Here is a 16,084-nt window from a genome sequence, read left to right as displayed (position 1 = left end):
ATCACAACATCTTGAGAATAACTCCGTTTAATCTTTCACTATTATGCTCAGATAGGTGCGGCCTCAAATGTGACATAGATCACACTTTGTCTTGTATAAACTTTCATTAAGAATGACATCATTTATATGTCTTTTTTGAGTCGGTTATGTTGCATAAACATGCAAAAAATAACAGCAATAACAAATGAAATTTGCATGCAACAGGTGGCTGTAAATCATATTCAGCAAACTTGAAATGGTGCAGATTGATGAAGCTAACATGGTGAGAGTAAAGCAATATAATTTGTATATTTTTGTATCAATTTGTCATAATAAAAAACAGTAATGCACTGATTAGTAAGTAAATATATTAATATCTATCGATTAATATTGTGCTCATTCAAAATTAGTTAATAACAACGCTTTTATTCAATAAATTTTATTCTATAATCGGCCACTTTTTGAATTTAGGCTCGAATAATTTATGAAAATAAGCACATTAATAGCAGGCTGTTTAATGGCTATTGGTTTAACAGGTTGCGTCACTTTTCCGACGGACGAATCAAATCAAGTACGCGTAATTTGGGATGAAACAGCGCGAGTTGCTCAATGCGAGCCTAAAGGTATTGTTTATGGTTCTGAAGGTCATTTTTATGATTACTGGTTACACAGTGATAGTGACATGGTATGGGGGACAATTAACCAAATGCGCATTAAAGCCGCGGCATTAGGTGCAGATACCATTTATTTATACCGTCCATTTGGCTTTTTAAGTTCTGTAACCATGATGGCAAATACTTATGATTGCAGCAAAGTTAACTCGGTGATGACACCAGAGGCCCAAGCTGAAGCCGTAACAGTCATTGAACAATCACAACCTATGATAAAAAAATAGCCGACTGATTAATCGGCTATTTTCTTAGTTTTACGAGTTAGTCTCATCTGGGTGGTAGATCAAAATATCACCCGGCTGGCATTCCAGTACTTCACACAATTTTTCTAATGTCGAAAAACGAACTGCTTTGGCTTTACCGTTTTTAAGTACTGATAAGTTAGCTTCTGTAATCCCCACCAGCTCTGATAAGGTTTTTAAGCGCAATTTACGTTTTGCCATCATCACATCTAAATCAATTTGAATTGTCATGTTATATCCCTATTGATCAAATGGTATGTGTATTTTCATCAGCAATTCGATAACCTTCTTGCATCACCCACGAAATCATTACAATTAAAAATCCAATCAATAATCCCAAAATATCAATGCCTGATACACCTATCGCAAGTACACGTTGTCCCGGTGGATTATTAAAAGATAACACCACAGTCATCACGGCATGATAAATCACACCACCGATCACCCAATAAAACACACTATAACCTAATTTTTGATATAACTTGGTATTTTGCAAAGTGAAAATATCACCTTTTTGATAATTTTTAAACAATGTAATCAAATAGTTAAGTGCAGATATTAAAATCAGTGAATAAGCTAAACTCACAATAATTGAAATGACCCGAGTTTGCATTGATAGCGGCGTCTGGGTTAATTCATGAATATTCATATCAAATGGTGCAACGCCAGTCATAGAAAGGTAATCGTAGGGCGTCTGTACTGACAACCATGAATAAATAATGCCTATCGGCAGTAAAACCAAAAATAATCGACAAATCAATGCCACACGGTAACTGTATGTTTGTAAACGTGTCATATCTGTTCCCCATAATAAGATGACAGCGCTACTATTGATCGAATTAGATCGTTTTGCAATTAAAATTTATCGATATTCGATAAATTTTAATTGTTATAAATGATGCAATTTCTACCATAATCGTTTCAATTTATAGACTATGTGAACTGACTAACGGTCTAGAGCCCCATTAAGGCGCACGATTAACAGCTAACTAAAATCACCTTCTGGGGAGTCTAAATGGATATTTATCAGCAACTCGACAACCTTGCGATCCCTTACCAAAAATTCGAACATCAAGCAGTGTTTACTTGTGAACAAGCCAGCGCCTTACAACTTGATATTGAAGGTATTCAAACCAAAAATTTATTTATAAAAGATAGGAAAGGGAAACGTCACTTTTTAGTGGTATTGCCGGATGAGAAAAGCTTAAACTTAAAAGAATTATCACTATTATTAGAGGTCAACGGCTTAAATCTAGCCTCACCCGATAGATTGGCCAGATACCTCGCTACAACACCTGGCGCAGTATCGATTTTAGATATTCTGAAAGATACGGATAACAATGTCGAATTAGTGATTGATACCGATGTCTGGTTAGCAGATGCCATTCAATGCCACCCTTACACTAATACTGCGACCATTTCGATGACATTAGCGAATATGCAAAAACTATTACAGGCCTTTAATAAAGTCCCCAAGCTAATAATCATCTAATTTAATTTATGGGCGCTAATGTGAATATTAACGCCCTATAACCCCTGCATAAGCTCACTTAGGTGAGTAATTTTGATATTGGATAATTGCCGATAATCAAAATAAGGACAAACGATAACTCTATCATGCCGATTAATCGCAAACTCATTATCTAGCCAAGTGAGTGGCGAGCTAATTAACCCTTGGTCAACGAGCTTTTTGGCATAGGTTCGTCCCATAATCAAATGATATTGCTGGCGTTCTGGCGTAATCACTGGCGGACTAAACAATAATGCCGTTTGACTACCGCTTTGCAGTAATAGCTCATCTCGATAAGCTTGCCAGCTTGTTTGTTGCTGCCCTAAATTGAATGTGGTTAATGGCAAGGTATCGATTAATTTGGCATAAACATTAAACACCTTACGCCAACCATTACCGCAGGCCTGACCAATAGCACTAATCTCACCAGCCACTAGCGGTTGGCATGTTTGTAACTGGGCTAACCCCATAAACGCTGGTCGATTTTCTATATAAGCTGCAAGCATAAAATCACGTTCGCCAAGCCCTATACTTTGCTCACTCTCCAATTGTTCATCCTTTAAGCATTATTAACTTTTGATTTGATGTCGGTGCTTAGCATCAGGTTATTGAAGTAGACCTATTAACTATATCAATAATCCATAATTCTAATTTATACTTTCTAACAAACGAGCTATCAGTCTGAACATCGCTAAGCTCAAGTAGACAAAGGAACTGTCATGCTTTCAAATATCAAATTTAGCCGTTTATCTAATTATGTAAGTCTCCTATTTTTTTCCTTATTATTACTCTCTGGCTGCGATAATAGCGGCTTTCTTAAAGAGCAAGCTAAGTTTTCATCTAAACTACAAATCATTCCAATCACTGCAGTAACAGGGACAAATGACACGCTTACCCAAGTGGACTTACCATTTCAATTTTTAGCCGTTGAGCTCATTGATGGTGAATATAAAGATGTCACCGCTCAAGTCGTTTGGAATAGCTCAGCAACTCATATTGCAAGTATTAATAAAGGTGTGGCGCTCGGGATACAAAAAGGTAAAACGCAAATTCAAGCACAGTCTGGTAACCGCTTAAGTAATATCATTGAGCTAGAAGTTCGCGATGAACCCGTTCTGGTATTACAAATAAAAACCAGCGACAACGATCACCCAATGGGGACATTGTTTAATAAACTACCTGTTGGAGCAAAACAAACCTTAAAAGCTATCGCAACTTATGATGACCGTACAAGTTTCGAGGTAACTCATCTTGTTGAATGGTTTAGTAGCCATTCTAATAATGTCTCTGTAAACAATAAAAATGCAGTAATGCTCGCTATCGGCACAAGTGAAATCCATGCAACTTTTTTAGGGCATAAAAGCAATACACTTCCTTTTACTGTATCAGATGCTACCCTTACTAATTTGAAAATCAGCCCAGCTTATGCTTCAACAGCAATAAATACACAAACTCAATTTACGGCAATTGCCAACTATTCTGATAACACAAGCCAAAATGTCACCAATCAAGTCTCTTGGCACCATAGCAATAACCTTGTAAAAATAGAAAATGGCCAAGCAACTGCACTGACCGCAGGGACAACTCAGCTCACGGCGACATTACAAGATATTGAAAGCTCACAGGCCCAATTATCGATTACAGATGCAAAATTAATTGATTTACAAATCACCCCAACAACCCCCACTCTAAATCAAAATAGTGCGCTATTTTATCAAGTAAAAGCCATATATGATGACGGCTCAAGTAATGATATTAGCCAGCAAGTGCTTTGGAAAAGCACCAACCCAGAAGTAAGCAATGTCATCGCATCTTATGCAAAAGGAACCCAAGCAGGGCAAACAAAAGTTACTGCCCACTATCAGGGGATTGAAAGTAATACATCGACATTAACGGTAGTTAGTCGGCAGTTGACCTCTTTACAAATTACACCATCTCTCATTGAACTTGCCCAAGGTACTCAGGCGAAATTAACCGTCATTGCAGCCTATGATGATGGCACTAATTCAGATGTAACTGATAGTGTAACTTGGCATACTAACAGCCCTGAAATTGCCTTAATGACTCATGGTAATGTCGCTGCTATAAATACCGGTGATACCACTATAAATGCAATATTTGAGGGAATAGAAAGTAATGAAGCACAAGTCTCAGTTATCGATTCAATTATTACGACATTACAAATTACCCCTGCAATTAAAACGACTACAGTTGGCAGTAAAGTTAATTACCAAGCCCAAGCAACCTTTAGTGATGGCACTACGACGACTACCCAAGACGTCTCTCATTTAGTTGGTTGGGTAAGCCTACATCATAATATTGCCTCCCTACTCCATACAGAAGCTATTGGGGTAACACATGGTGAAACAACAATATTAGCGGTACTTAATAACACTCAGCAAAAGGCTCATTTAACGGTCAGCGATAAAGTCATTAATTCATTACAGATCACGCCAGCTCAACAAACTCTTGCCCAAGGCGCGCAATACCAATATAGCGCAGTTGCAAACTATAACGATAACAGTAGCGAGGATATAACAGAGCAAGTCAACTGGAGTACTAGCAACAACAATATAGCAACCATATATAAAGGAAAAGTAGAGGCAGTAAGTACTGGTAGTGTTGAAATAAAAGCACACTATCAAGGTGTTAATAGTAATACTGCAAAACTAACGGTGGCGGATATTGAACTGATAGAAATTCAAATCACCCCAGCAGTAGCGGAAATACCAATTAGTACCTACCAAACCTATCGTGCTCTAGGGATATATTCAAATAATACGACTTACGACATTACTGATATCGTTCATTGGCGGAGTAATAACAGTGATGTAGCAACAATTGTGTTAGACACAATAACACTAAACCAAGATGAAAATACCCACTCAATAAAATCTGAAACGAGTCAGTCAGCATCAAATATATTCGCGATTGCAACAGGCGTGAACACAGGTACAGCCAGTATTACAGCAGAATATAATGATATTAAAAGCAATCCGGCGACTTTGACCGTAAAAGCTGCGACATTACAAAGTCTGCAACTAACCCCAAGTAACATCGAGCTTGCCAAAGGCACTCATATACAATATCAAGTCGTCGGTATTTACTCTGATGGAAGTAACCTTGATCTCAGTAATAGGGTTCACTGGGTTAATAATCACCCTGAAGTTGCAACAGTCCTAAAAGGAAAAGCGACGGCTGTCACCCAAGGTGATGCTAGAATTTATGCAACACTGCAAGAAATAACCAGCAATCCAGCTAATTTGACAGTAACAACAGCAAACTTAGCATCTTTACAAATTACACCAGCCAATATTGATCTCGCCAAAGGGGGAGAACAGCAATATAAAGCAATTGCCACATACTCAGATCAATCATCGCAAGATGTGACTGAACTAGCCTCGTGGTATTCAGCTCATACCCATATTGCAACGATTGATCGAGGCTTAACTCATGCCATTAATGTCGGACAATCCGAAATTTCAGCGCACCTTGACAGTCATACCAGTAACAACGCCATACTCAACGTGAGCAATGCAACGCTACAGGAGTTAGTATTAACGCCAACAAATAGCACGATCGCCAATGGCACAACACAAGAATATCAAGTTATTGGTTATTTCAGCGATGGGTCGACTAAAGATCTTAGCCAACAAGTAAATTGGCATAACCAGCAGTCTAATATTGTTTTTATGGAAGGGAATATTGCAACGTCATTAGCCTCAGGAAAAACCATAATCACAGCAAGCTTAGGTGACATCAATAGTAATACAGCAGATTTAACGGTATCTGCGGCCCAAATGACGGCTATTCAGGTCACTCCAGCATACATTCAAACAGCTAAAGGTACTGATGTTCAATATCAAGCCGTAGCAATTTATAGTGATCAATCAACTCAAGACATTACGACAGATGTTGCCTGGGTCAGTTCAGACACAACGATTGCAATACTTAATAGCCAAGGCTTAGCCTATGCTCAACATTCTGGATCCGCACAAATTCAGGCAAGTATAGACAATATAAATAGTAATCTAGCCGAGCTAAAAAGCACGGCAGCAACGATTAAAAATATTCAAGTTACGCCAGCGGTGCAAACAATAGCGCTTGGAACGGAGCAACAATATACTGCTACAGCCATTTACACTGACAATACAACACAAGATATTACGGCTCAAGCAGCATGGCAAAGTAGTAATACAACCAGTGCAACAGTAATAGATGGATTAGCCGCAAGCTTAGCTGTGGGTAATACTGATATTAGAGCAAGTTTCAGTGGTGTTCCGAGTAACTTAGCGCAATTATCCGTTAGTGATAAGCAAATTACGAAGCTGCAACTCAGTCCTAGTATTATAGAGTTAGCTATAGGAACCTCAGCTGAACTACATGTACAAGCTACATATACAGATGGTAGTAGCCAAGATGTCACCAGTAGCGTCAATTGGCAGCTATCAGATAATAGTTATGCCGCTATAGACACAACAACCAATACTGTTACAGCGACCAAACAGGGACATATCACACTTAAAGCACTTTTGAATAATGGCAGAATCCAAAGTAACAGTGCGAATTTAACCATTACTGCCGCACAATTAATGTCATTAACAATTGCCCCTGAAATTAATGAACTTATCGTACACAATAATGCTAACGTTACTGCTTACGGATACTACTCCGATAATAGTAGTCAAGATCTATCAAGCCTTGTTAACTGGAGCAGTAACGCCCCTACAAAGGCAACAGTTATTGCTGGTCACATTGAAGCATTAACCGCTGGTACAGTGGAAATTATGGCTAGTTTCCAAGGAGTAAATTCTCCTGTTATGCCAATAACGATTATTAAAGACACTTTACAGAGTATTTCACTCGCCCCTGATAACCGCAATATCGCTAAAGGAACAACACAACAATTTACACTAACAGGTCATTACATTAGTGGTTATATTGAAGATATAACAGCCAATGATAATATTCATTGGCAATCAAGCTCCCCCTTATTAACCATAGAAAAAGGGGGGTTAGCAACAGCTATTGATGAGTCTCAAAATATTGTAATTACAGCAACTAAATCTCCTGAAAACAAAAGTGCACAGGTCATTGCAAACATTACAGCCCCAGTTATTACAAAATTAGAGGTTAAACAAAGAGTTAGTCATACAAGTAATAAGTTAACCCCGCAAAGTCTTCGTCAATTGTTTGCTTATGCAACGTTTAGTGATGGCTCAATGCAAGATGTGACCACTATTGCGAGTTGGAATGAAGATAGTCAATCAACTATTGCAACGGTATTAAATGGGAAGGTTGCAACAGTTAGTCCAGGCAGTGTACAAATTAGTGCTCATTTTCAAGGTAATATTTCAAATAACTTTATCATTGAAGTCCGTCAACCAGGTAACTACTCTTGCGCAGAAAATGATATTACCATCCCATTTGAAAACAAAATGCTTACATTCATGTGCCCACTGAATACTAATGAATATACGACGGCGACTCGAACACGGGAGGTTCTTGGCAAGAATGGAAATTACGGTACAATCTTGCCGATGATATCTTATTACGATGCAAAAGCGTATTGCGAAAGCAAAGGTTATAAATTGCCTAGCATTGATGAACTTCAAGCATTAAGAGCTTTTTCTTATCAAACACTCCAGTCAACTTATCATCTTTACGAACAATATGGCTGGCCAACAAATGGTTGGTTTATAACCTCTACAACGTTACCCAAGAATCAGTTCTATTTAGGGGCTCTACAAGAGAGCGCAGGCGCACCAATAATACGCTCAATAGATAATCAACAGCAGTTGTGGACCTGTATTAAAAATTAATAAAAAGTGGGTAAGCTTAATTAATTGCTTACCCACTTTTAATTAATATTATCTAACCGCGCGCTAAACATAATACTGTAGTCGCATCCGCTGACAATACTGCACCAGATTAGTATGTAATTTAGCCCGTTGATTATAAGAATTATCTAACTCACTCAACATAAACTGGCTTAACGTACCGTATGCAACCGCATCAAGTAGACTCGGTTGTTCGCCAAAAAAGTAAGTTTTATCGGATAATACTTGTGATAATGCGCTTAGGTTTTTATCCAGTAGTTCGTGAATTTGTTCACTGCTGAAATCAAATAAGCCAATATTCGCCATGCGCTTATGCACTTTTTTACGCACTACGATTGGCGCAATATATTTAATTGGTATCGGCATTTTTCGTGTGAGTTGTTGCTTCATGGCTTGAAAGCTTGGTTCATCAATCCAGCGAGAATAGACTAATAAATCACATAACTGGCCATCAATGGCCTTCCTCAATAAATATGACTGACCACGCTGCTCTACCGTTAAATGCTGCTCTAAATCGATATGATATTGCTGGCATATATAGTCAATAATGATATCTGATTCACCAATGCTATTCGCCCCATCAGTAAGGTAAGGTAATTTGCCTTTAGGGGCGTGTTTTAAATATTTGGCACCGCGCTTCATCTCAAATTCAACATCAGCTATTTTTAAAAAGGTCATCACTTTTGCGACAAAAGGACTGCCCTCTTCACTACCAAATAAGCCACCAAAACCATACAGTGTGATCATCGCTATTCACTCCATTTTTTATCCAACATACCTGCTGCTCATTTGATAAGCAAAAAGATATCGCATATAAATAACATCCATGTGTCAGATCTCTCCCAAATAACTAACGTTGTTTGAAAATAGTCATTAGAACAACCACTGATACAGGTAACCAGCGCCTACAGCCATACCTAAAATAACCACTAAAAACGCAATAATCATTTTGTTTTTAAAGATTGATTTAAGCAAAATTACTTCGGTCAGACTTGCACCAGCACTGCCGATAATTAACGCCATTACCGCTCCTAAGCCCATACCTTTTGCCGCTAATGCCGCACTTAACGGGATCACGCTTCAGCGCGAATGTACAACGGTATACCAATCACCGCCGCAACAGGGATAGCAAATGGATTATTGTCACTCGCCACACTGGCAATAAACTCCGTTGGGATAACCCCATAAATAAGCGAACCAACAGCAATACCGAGTAATAAATAAGGCATGACCTTTTTAAAGTCACTCCATGTACTAAGCCAAATTCGATACCACTTATTGATTGGCTTAGGTCGACTGCCACATGAACTGCCACAGCAAGTTTTTGGGGCTTCATAAGCTTCTGCTTTTATGTAACGTTCAAAGCCAAGTTTCTCTAACAGATACCCTGCTAAAACGGATACCCCCATGGCAAACACAAAATAAAATACGGTAACTTTAATACCAAAGGTCACGGCAAATAGACCAATAATAATTGGGTTAAGTAATGGACTTGCAAATAGGAATACCATCATGGTGCCAAAACCTGCTTTTGCTCTTAATAAGCCTTTTAAAAAAGGAATAGTTGAGCATGAGCAAAATGGTGTAATCGCCCCAAGGAAACCAGCAATAATATAACCTTTGCCTTTTTTGGCGCTCAAAATAGCTTGGATCTTTGAGGCGGGAATATATTCTTGCAAAACCCCGACTAGGTAACTGATAGCAAGGAATAATAATGTTAACTCCACCGCTAAAAAAGCAAACATTGATAGCGTTTGCTCTATCATTTCAGATGTAATTGTCATAATAAAACCTATATTTCTAGAATAATCGAAATATAGTGACATTTTTTTCTCAGATCAAGTTATTTCTGTTATTATCGAAATGTTTTTATGCTTGCAGTCAATGAGGAATATTACGATGGAACTAGAGCAGGTCGCTAAAGCACTGAAAGAGTTAGGTCACCCTACTCGTCTTGCCATTTTTAAACGATTGGTTAAAGCAGGCTATCAAGGTATTGCCGTCGGTGATATTCAACAGCAATTAGCCATTCCAGGCTCTACACTCTCACATCATCTCACCAGTCTTGCATCTGCACAGCTTTTGACTCAACGACGAGAGGGACGCACCCTATTTTGTGTGGCGCAATTTGATCAACTTGAAGCTGTTATTGCATTTTTACAAGATGAATGCTGCGCCGACTCGTTACGATAAAAAACGCAATAGATCGTTTTAACCTTATAAAACGATCTACTGCGCCCATCGCTATTGACGTTCTTTATCTGATTGAGCCAAAACACTGGCTGCAAACTCTTTCGTTTTAGCGCTATATTTACTGCTTGATAATGCCTTAGCTGCTTTTGTCTCCATTGCGCTACTCGTCTCTTTTTGGCTATGTGATTGAGATAACGCCGATGCCGCTAGTGACTTCTGAATTTTAGAGGCATGTGGATCATGTAAAACTTCGGCAGCATCATGTGCTACTTTTGCTGATGTTTGTTTATTGTTCATAATCATCTCCAAATATTTCACTTCATCATAGGAAGATAACCCATCTTAAAACAATAATGTTTTCGTGAAATATTGTTAATTAACAATAAACTATCACTAACCTATTCTTATAAACGATTGCACTCGATATCTAAAGAAGCTTCATATTTAAATAGTAAGATAAGATATTGAGGATTCACCAGTTCACTACGAATTTATCTCATTTAACACGCAAACTAAGCAGTATTTTATTTTACAAATACAATACAAACCAGCATCTAATTTAGGTATTTACCGTTTTAAAAGAGGTTCAAACTTTAACGTGTACAATATGATACGTTTATTCTCTTAACCTAGTGTACAAAGCCAGTTAAGATAAGCCCGTTTTTTAATACACAAGCTAAAGTAGATAAAATGAATATTAAAACATTAGTGACCAGCTTAGTTATCGGCGCAAGCCTATTTGGCGCAACAACCACTATGGCACAAGCTGATGAGCGTATTACTCTAGGCCGTACAATTTTACTTGAAGTTGGCAACCATGCCGCGAAAATCCCATTATTAGTCTGCCGTAAAGCCAATGCGATTAAAGTAAAAGCTGAACGCGATTTACGCATTGAACATATGGTGATTAAATTCCGCAATGGCGAAACCAAACGAATCAACTTCTATCGCGATCTGAAGAAAGGTCAAGAAACAAAGTGGCGTCCATTTGCGTACCAACGTTGCGTAAAAAATATCGAAGTTTACGGTAACTCTGAAGGCACTCGTGCAGGTCTTAAAGTTTATGGTAACCAAAAATAATTAGTCACGTCTTTAATTAAACCGTTAATAAAAGAAGACTAACCATTAAAACGAGCATTTTAATCATGCTCGTTTTTTATATCTAAATAAATGCGCCCTATTTCTAATATATAAGTCATTAATTTAATAATTTTTAATTTATATAATTTTCTGTGACCATCACTCCAATTATCACCTAATTTAAAATTGCACTTATCAAAATTGTGATATTTATAACAACTAAGCTGTTATGAATATCGTAATTAATACTAGCGAGTATGTTGTATATACCCACATGAGTTTATGGTACAGGAATCAAGCCTCTCCTCTTCTGTATCGACTGACTTGACTCGGGATCACCGTTACTACTCTCAATCACTGTAAATATCATTTTTCAACGCATATTCTCTTTTATGCGCTAATTAAGAAGCATATTTACAATTTAATGATCTCCACTTGAAGTAGTACGCAGCCGTCTCAAGTAGGAAAACAGAGAAGAGCAATACCATGATAGATTTAAGGATAGATAATACTGTAATTACAGTCGCAGAAGGGAAAACGTTATTAAGTATTGCAACGGAAGCCGGCATCAATATTCCGCATATCTGTAATAGCAGTTCTCATAAAAAAGGTGAATGTTATACCAATTGCAACTTATGCGTTGTTGAAGTCAACTTTAATGATGAAAAAAACTGTGTAAGATCCTGTGAAACTATCGCCCAAGCAGGCATGGAAATCACCACTCAATCTGCAGTACTTAGCCAATGGCGTCAACAAGCATTACAAGCTATTTTACAAGATCATTTTGCTGATTGTGAGGCTCCTTGTCAGCAAGCTTGCCCTGCAGGGGTTGATGTTCAAAGTTACCTTTATCATATCGCTCAAGGCAATCACACTGAAGCGGTAAAAGTCATTAAACAAAAACTCCCATTACCGCTCTCTATTGGTCGCGTTTGCCCTGCATTTTGTGAGGCTGAATGCCGCCGTTCATTAATTGATGAACCTTTAGCAATACGCCAATTAAAGCGTCATGCCGCAGATTTAGATCTACAAGACAGCCAAAGTTACGTGCCACCACGTAAGCCTGACACAGGTAAAAAAGTCGCTATTATCGGCGCGGGACCAGCTGGATTAACTGCGGGCTATTTCTTATCCAATAATGGCCATCAAGTCACTATTTTTGACTCCATGCCAAAAGCAGGAGGATGGTTAAGATATGGTATTCCTGAGTACAGACTGCCAAAGGATATTCTTGATAAAGAAATTGAATTATTAAGCCGTAATGGCCTATCGATTGTCACCAACACCCACCTTGGTAAAGATATCTATTTTGAGCAATTAATCACAGACTATGATGCAGTATGCTTAGCAATTGGTGCTCAAAAAGCCGTACCAATGGATTATCCAGGTAGTGATTTAGCAGGGTGTTATCTAGGCGTTGATTACTTAAAAGATTATTGTACCGAGCAGCGCTTAGTCACGGGCAAAAAGGTAGCAGTTATTGGTGGTGGTAATACGGCGATTGACTGCGCTAGAACAGCGTTAAGAGCTGGCGCAGATGTAACACTTATTTATCGCAGAACAAAAGCTGATATGCCTGCTGAACCTTATGAAATTCATGAAGCAGAAGTAGAAGGCGTAAAATTTCACTTCTTAACCAACCCAGCTCAAAATCATGCAGATGCTAATGGCCAAGTATATCAAGTCACATTTGACAAAATGGTACTTAGCGAACCAGATGAGTCAGGAAGACGTAGTCCTGTTGTCAGTGGTGAAACCTTTACCGAAGCATTCGATACCGTTATCGCCGCCGTATCTCAACAGACTGATTTATCATTTTTAGCGCATCCTAAGAATCAATTATCAACAGGACAATTGGCATTAACACGCTGGAATACCATTATTGGTTGCGACCATACTATGTCCACTGGCGTTGATAAATTGTTTATTGTGGGTGACTCACGCCGTGGCCCTGCAACTGCAGTAGCTGCGATCGCAGATGGCCATTTAGCGGCAGAAGCGATAGAAAAACTGCTTACTAGCGGCTTAACTTGCGAACTAAACCCTAAACAGTTTAATTCTCGTAAGGCTGAAAAGACCAAGCAATTGGATGCATCCCTCTACCCAACAGACAGCATCAAACCACGGATAAAAATGCCTGAACTGGCAGCATTACAGCGGGCACTCAATTTCCATGAAGTGGAGTTAGGCTATTCAGATAAACAAGCGGTTGCAGAAGCCAATCGCTGCCTTGAATGTGCATGCCAAGCCAATATGGAATGCAAGCTAAGACAGTATGCGACGCAATACAAAGTTAACGAAACTATGCTAGATACCTCTCATGCACATCGTTTTGCAATTGACCGTTCTGCGCCGCTAATCACCTTTGATGCCAACCGTTGTATCAGTTGTGGCTCATGTATTAATGTCTGTCAGAGTAATGGTCGTAATGCTATTAGCTTTACCGAAAACCATTATAGCGCGCTGCCACTAGGCGAAATACCTACCCGTAAAGCACCTCGGGCGGGATTTAGAGTATCAATGGGCGACAGTAACTGTATTCAATGTGGTAACTGCGTGCAGGTTTGTCCGACAGGGGCATTAGTTAATAAATTAGATAAACGTCTAGGCTTAATTCGTAAGCGCAGTGCGGGATTATATCAAGACGACAAACAAGCAGAGATTAGAATGAGTCATGCAAGTCCAGCCGTACAGCTGTTTTATGAGGACTTTGCACATTCTCCACTGAGTGATATCGCCCATGAATTATTACATACTCACTATGTTGACCGCACATAATCGATAACTTGGAAGTGACTATTTCTAAACTAAATAAGGGCGCTAATGCGCCCTTATCATTTATCAAACTTATACTAAAAGCTGGATTAAATACTAGGATTGAGTCGCCATCGAAAACAAGATAGCTGAGATGGCAAGTGCCCCCATTAATAACACAAAAATAGTACTCGTTTTACCTCTATATTGTTTTAGCGCATCCACCTTATAAACCGCAACCATCGGCATAATAAATAAGATCATCGCAATAATAGGACCCGAGATCATCTCGATCATTCCCAAAATACTAGGGTTTAATACTGATACTAACCAAATAGAGAAAAACATCACCACGACACCGATGCGATCAATCTTGCGCACAGACCAGCCCGTTTGCTTATGCATTAGCCCATTAAAGCTCTCACGCGCCCCCATAAAGTGGCCTAAAAATGATGAAGTAATAGCAATAAACGCAATAAATGGACCTAAAATCATAATAATATGATTGTTATGAATATTTGCCAGGTATGACAAAACTGACACATTTTGTGCTTTAGCCTGATGTAATTGCTCTGGTGTTAAGCTCAACACACATGAGAAAACAAAAAACAATACAAATAAAAGCAACATAACTGAAGTTCGCTTTAAGATCTGCTCTGTTTTGTGAGTGGCTAAATTACCATGTATACGGCGCTGTGCATTAGTAAATCCAGAAATCACAGGGGTATAACTAAATGCGAAAACAACAACGGGTAACGCTAACCATAAGGTTGAAATAAAATCTTTAGTATCAGGCACAATAGAAAAATCAGGCGCCTTCCAGCTTGGGATCAAATAAATAGATAAGCCAGCAAGAATTAAGCTCAATGGATAGACGATAATTTCAAACGCACGTAGCATCGCCTTTTCACCGGCCATCATTACCGTAATCATACCAAACACTAATATGCCTGAAAGTAATACCCGAGATGGTTCAGCCATATGCAACTGATGCACAATAAAGCTATTGGTGGTGTTAGTTAAACCAACACCATATATCAACAAAATAGGGAAAATAGATAAGAAGTAGAGTAATGAAATTAAGCGACCCGCTTTAGCACCAAAATGCTCTTCTACTACGTCGGTAAAATCACTGCTTTTATTAGAAGATGATAATACAAAACGAGCTAAACCACGATGTGCCCAATAAGTCATTGGACCCGCGATTAACGCAATAATCACCAATGGCCAAAAACCACCAATGCCAATATTAATAGGTAAAAATAAAATACCTGCCCCAACTGCAGTGCCAAACAAACTGAGCATCCAACTCATGTCTGTCGCAGTCCAGCGAGATGTGCTTACGGGGTCGATTTCTAAAGTGATATTTTGCGATGCAGACACAGTGTTAACTCATGTAAATCAAAAATTCGCGAGGAGTATGCGACTTAGTAACAAAATACTCAAAGCGACTTAGGCACACGTATGACCTAATATAAACAGTCCTGTTTCACTCATACACTAAAAACATACACCAAAACAAGATATAACACTGTTATGGCGCTTAATTTTGAAGTTATAAATTGTTTTTTTACAATTTTTGATTTTTTCTAAAAACAGACCCATTAAAGCCGATGAAGTGAGGACAATTGCTCTGCAATCAGACTGCATGATGAGCGCTTATGGTGCTTCCCTCAAACTTAACCTGTTATGTCTATATATATCCATGCTGTGTAAATGAGCTATAACACGGATCATATGCCTAATCAAAAATAAACCTTAAGTTTCTCGATAAGACATAGATATAAAATATTATTCATATAATAAATAATATTT

Annotated in this window: 12 protein-coding genes and 1 pseudogene; 6 read left to right on the top strand and 7 right to left on the bottom strand. The window is 38.5% G+C overall.

What is annotated here, in order from left to right; genetic code table 11:
* The first annotated feature begins 496 nt into the window (after positions 1-496).
* Positions 497-874, top strand: coding sequence for a DUF4156 domain-containing protein (locus JCM15074_RS22600; protein ID WP_234400251.1), 378 nt, complete (start codon positions 497-499; stop codon positions 872-874).
* A 30-nt stretch (positions 875-904) separates the two neighbouring features.
* Here the strand turns inward: JCM15074_RS22600 and JCM15074_RS15805 are convergent, their stop codons facing one another.
* Positions 905-1,123 carry a helix-turn-helix domain-containing protein gene (locus JCM15074_RS15805; protein ID WP_025822320.1) on the bottom strand — a complete coding sequence of 73 codons (219 nt, stop codon included), beginning with the start codon at positions 1,121-1,123 and terminating at the stop codon, positions 905-907.
* 16 nt (positions 1,124-1,139) lie between these two features.
* Positions 1,140-1,688: a DUF2975 domain-containing protein gene (locus JCM15074_RS15800; protein ID WP_025822318.1), complete on the bottom strand. Its 549-nt coding sequence runs from the start codon at positions 1,686-1,688 to the stop codon at positions 1,140-1,142.
* Between the two features lie 219 nt (positions 1,689-1,907).
* On the opposite strand from JCM15074_RS15800, the gene JCM15074_RS15795 reads away from it, so the two are divergent.
* Complete coding sequence (locus JCM15074_RS15795) at positions 1,908-2,384, top strand: YbaK/EbsC family protein (protein ID WP_025822317.1); 477 nt, start codon at positions 1,908-1,910, stop codon at positions 2,382-2,384.
* A gap of 35 nt (positions 2,385-2,419) precedes the next feature.
* Here JCM15074_RS15795 and JCM15074_RS15790 read toward each other — a convergent pair whose 3' ends face one another.
* Entirely contained in the window at positions 2,420-2,950 is a 531-nt protein-coding gene (locus JCM15074_RS15790; protein ID WP_025822315.1) for a DUF6942 family protein, read from the bottom strand.
* 171 nt (positions 2,951-3,121) lie between these two features.
* On the opposite strand from JCM15074_RS15790, the gene JCM15074_RS15785 reads away from it, so the two are divergent.
* A complete protein-coding gene (locus JCM15074_RS15785) occupies positions 3,122-8,224 on the top strand; it encodes an Ig-like domain-containing protein (protein ID WP_025822313.1) in 5,103 nt (1,700 codons plus the stop codon).
* 63 nt (positions 8,225-8,287) lie between these two features.
* Here the strand turns inward: JCM15074_RS15785 and JCM15074_RS15780 are convergent, their stop codons facing one another.
* Entirely contained in the window at positions 8,288-8,989 is a 702-nt protein-coding gene (locus tag JCM15074_RS15780; RefSeq protein ID WP_025822311.1) for a glutathione S-transferase family protein, read from the bottom strand.
* Positions 8,990-9,115: 126 nt separating this feature from the next.
* Positions 9,116-10,026, bottom strand: a pseudogene (locus JCM15074_RS22595) (permease).
* A 115-nt stretch (positions 10,027-10,141) separates the two neighbouring features.
* Between JCM15074_RS22595 and JCM15074_RS15770 the strand changes: the two are divergent.
* Positions 10,142-10,435: an ArsR/SmtB family transcription factor gene (locus tag JCM15074_RS15770; protein ID WP_025822309.1), complete on the top strand. Its 294-nt coding sequence runs from the start codon at positions 10,142-10,144 to the stop codon at positions 10,433-10,435.
* Positions 10,436-10,486: 51 nt separating this feature from the next.
* Here JCM15074_RS15770 and JCM15074_RS15765 read toward each other — a convergent pair whose 3' ends face one another.
* The gene (locus JCM15074_RS15765; RefSeq protein ID WP_084267040.1) at positions 10,487-10,732 is read right to left on the bottom strand and encodes a hypothetical protein; all 246 of its coding nucleotides are present in this window, start codon (positions 10,730-10,732) and stop codon (positions 10,487-10,489) included.
* A 393-nt stretch (positions 10,733-11,125) separates the two neighbouring features.
* Between JCM15074_RS15765 and JCM15074_RS15760 the strand changes: the two genes are divergently transcribed.
* On the top strand, positions 11,126-11,515 hold the full coding sequence (locus JCM15074_RS15760; protein ID WP_025822305.1) for a DUF2541 family protein: 390 nt from the start codon (positions 11,126-11,128) through the stop codon (positions 11,513-11,515).
* A 486-nt stretch (positions 11,516-12,001) separates the two neighbouring features.
* The gene (locus JCM15074_RS15755; RefSeq protein WP_025822303.1) at positions 12,002-14,293 is read left to right on the top strand and encodes an FAD-dependent oxidoreductase; all 2,292 of its coding nucleotides are present in this window, start codon (positions 12,002-12,004) and stop codon (positions 14,291-14,293) included.
* A 93-nt stretch (positions 14,294-14,386) separates the two neighbouring features.
* On the opposite strand, the gene JCM15074_RS15750 is transcribed toward JCM15074_RS15755, so the two are convergent.
* The gene (locus JCM15074_RS15750; RefSeq protein WP_025822301.1) at positions 14,387-15,652 is read right to left on the bottom strand and encodes an aromatic amino acid transport family protein; all 1,266 of its coding nucleotides are present in this window, start codon (positions 15,650-15,652) and stop codon (positions 14,387-14,389) included.
* Positions 15,653-16,084: the final 432 nt, after the last annotated feature.

This window comes from Shewanella marina JCM 15074 (genome assembly GCF_000614975.1).
GTDB lineage: Bacteria > Pseudomonadota > Gammaproteobacteria > Enterobacterales > Shewanellaceae > Shewanella > Shewanella marina.
Note: the sequence above shows the minus strand (reverse complement) of the source record. Positions and strands in the feature narration are given on the sequence as shown.

What these genes read in the sequence shown, in the direction of transcription:
- JCM15074_RS15780 (WP_025822311.1), bottom strand. Translation starts at nt 8,989, where the DNA reads ATGATCACACTGTATGGTTTTGGTGGCTTATTTGGTAGTGAAGAGGGC.
- JCM15074_RS15785 (WP_025822313.1), top strand. Translation starts at nt 3,122, where the DNA reads ATGCTTTCAAATATCAAATTTAGCCGTTTATCTAATTATGTAAGTCTC.
- JCM15074_RS15770 (WP_025822309.1), top strand. Translation starts at nt 10,142, where the DNA reads ATGGAACTAGAGCAGGTCGCTAAAGCACTGAAAGAGTTAGGTCACCCT.
- JCM15074_RS15765 (WP_084267040.1), bottom strand. Translation starts at nt 10,732, where the DNA reads ATGAACAATAAACAAACATCAGCAAAAGTAGCACATGATGCTGCCGAA.
- JCM15074_RS15760 (WP_025822305.1), top strand. Translation starts at nt 11,126, where the DNA reads ATGAATATTAAAACATTAGTGACCAGCTTAGTTATCGGCGCAAGCCTA.
- JCM15074_RS22600 (WP_234400251.1), top strand. Translation starts at nt 497, where the DNA reads ATGGCTATTGGTTTAACAGGTTGCGTCACTTTTCCGACGGACGAATCA.
- JCM15074_RS15795 (WP_025822317.1), top strand. Translation starts at nt 1,908, where the DNA reads ATGGATATTTATCAGCAACTCGACAACCTTGCGATCCCTTACCAAAAA.
- JCM15074_RS15755 (WP_025822303.1), top strand. Translation starts at nt 12,002, where the DNA reads ATGATAGATTTAAGGATAGATAATACTGTAATTACAGTCGCAGAAGGG.
- JCM15074_RS15805 (WP_025822320.1), bottom strand. Translation starts at nt 1,123, where the DNA reads ATGACAATTCAAATTGATTTAGATGTGATGATGGCAAAACGTAAATTG.
- JCM15074_RS15800 (WP_025822318.1), bottom strand. Translation starts at nt 1,688, where the DNA reads ATGACACGTTTACAAACATACAGTTACCGTGTGGCATTGATTTGTCGA.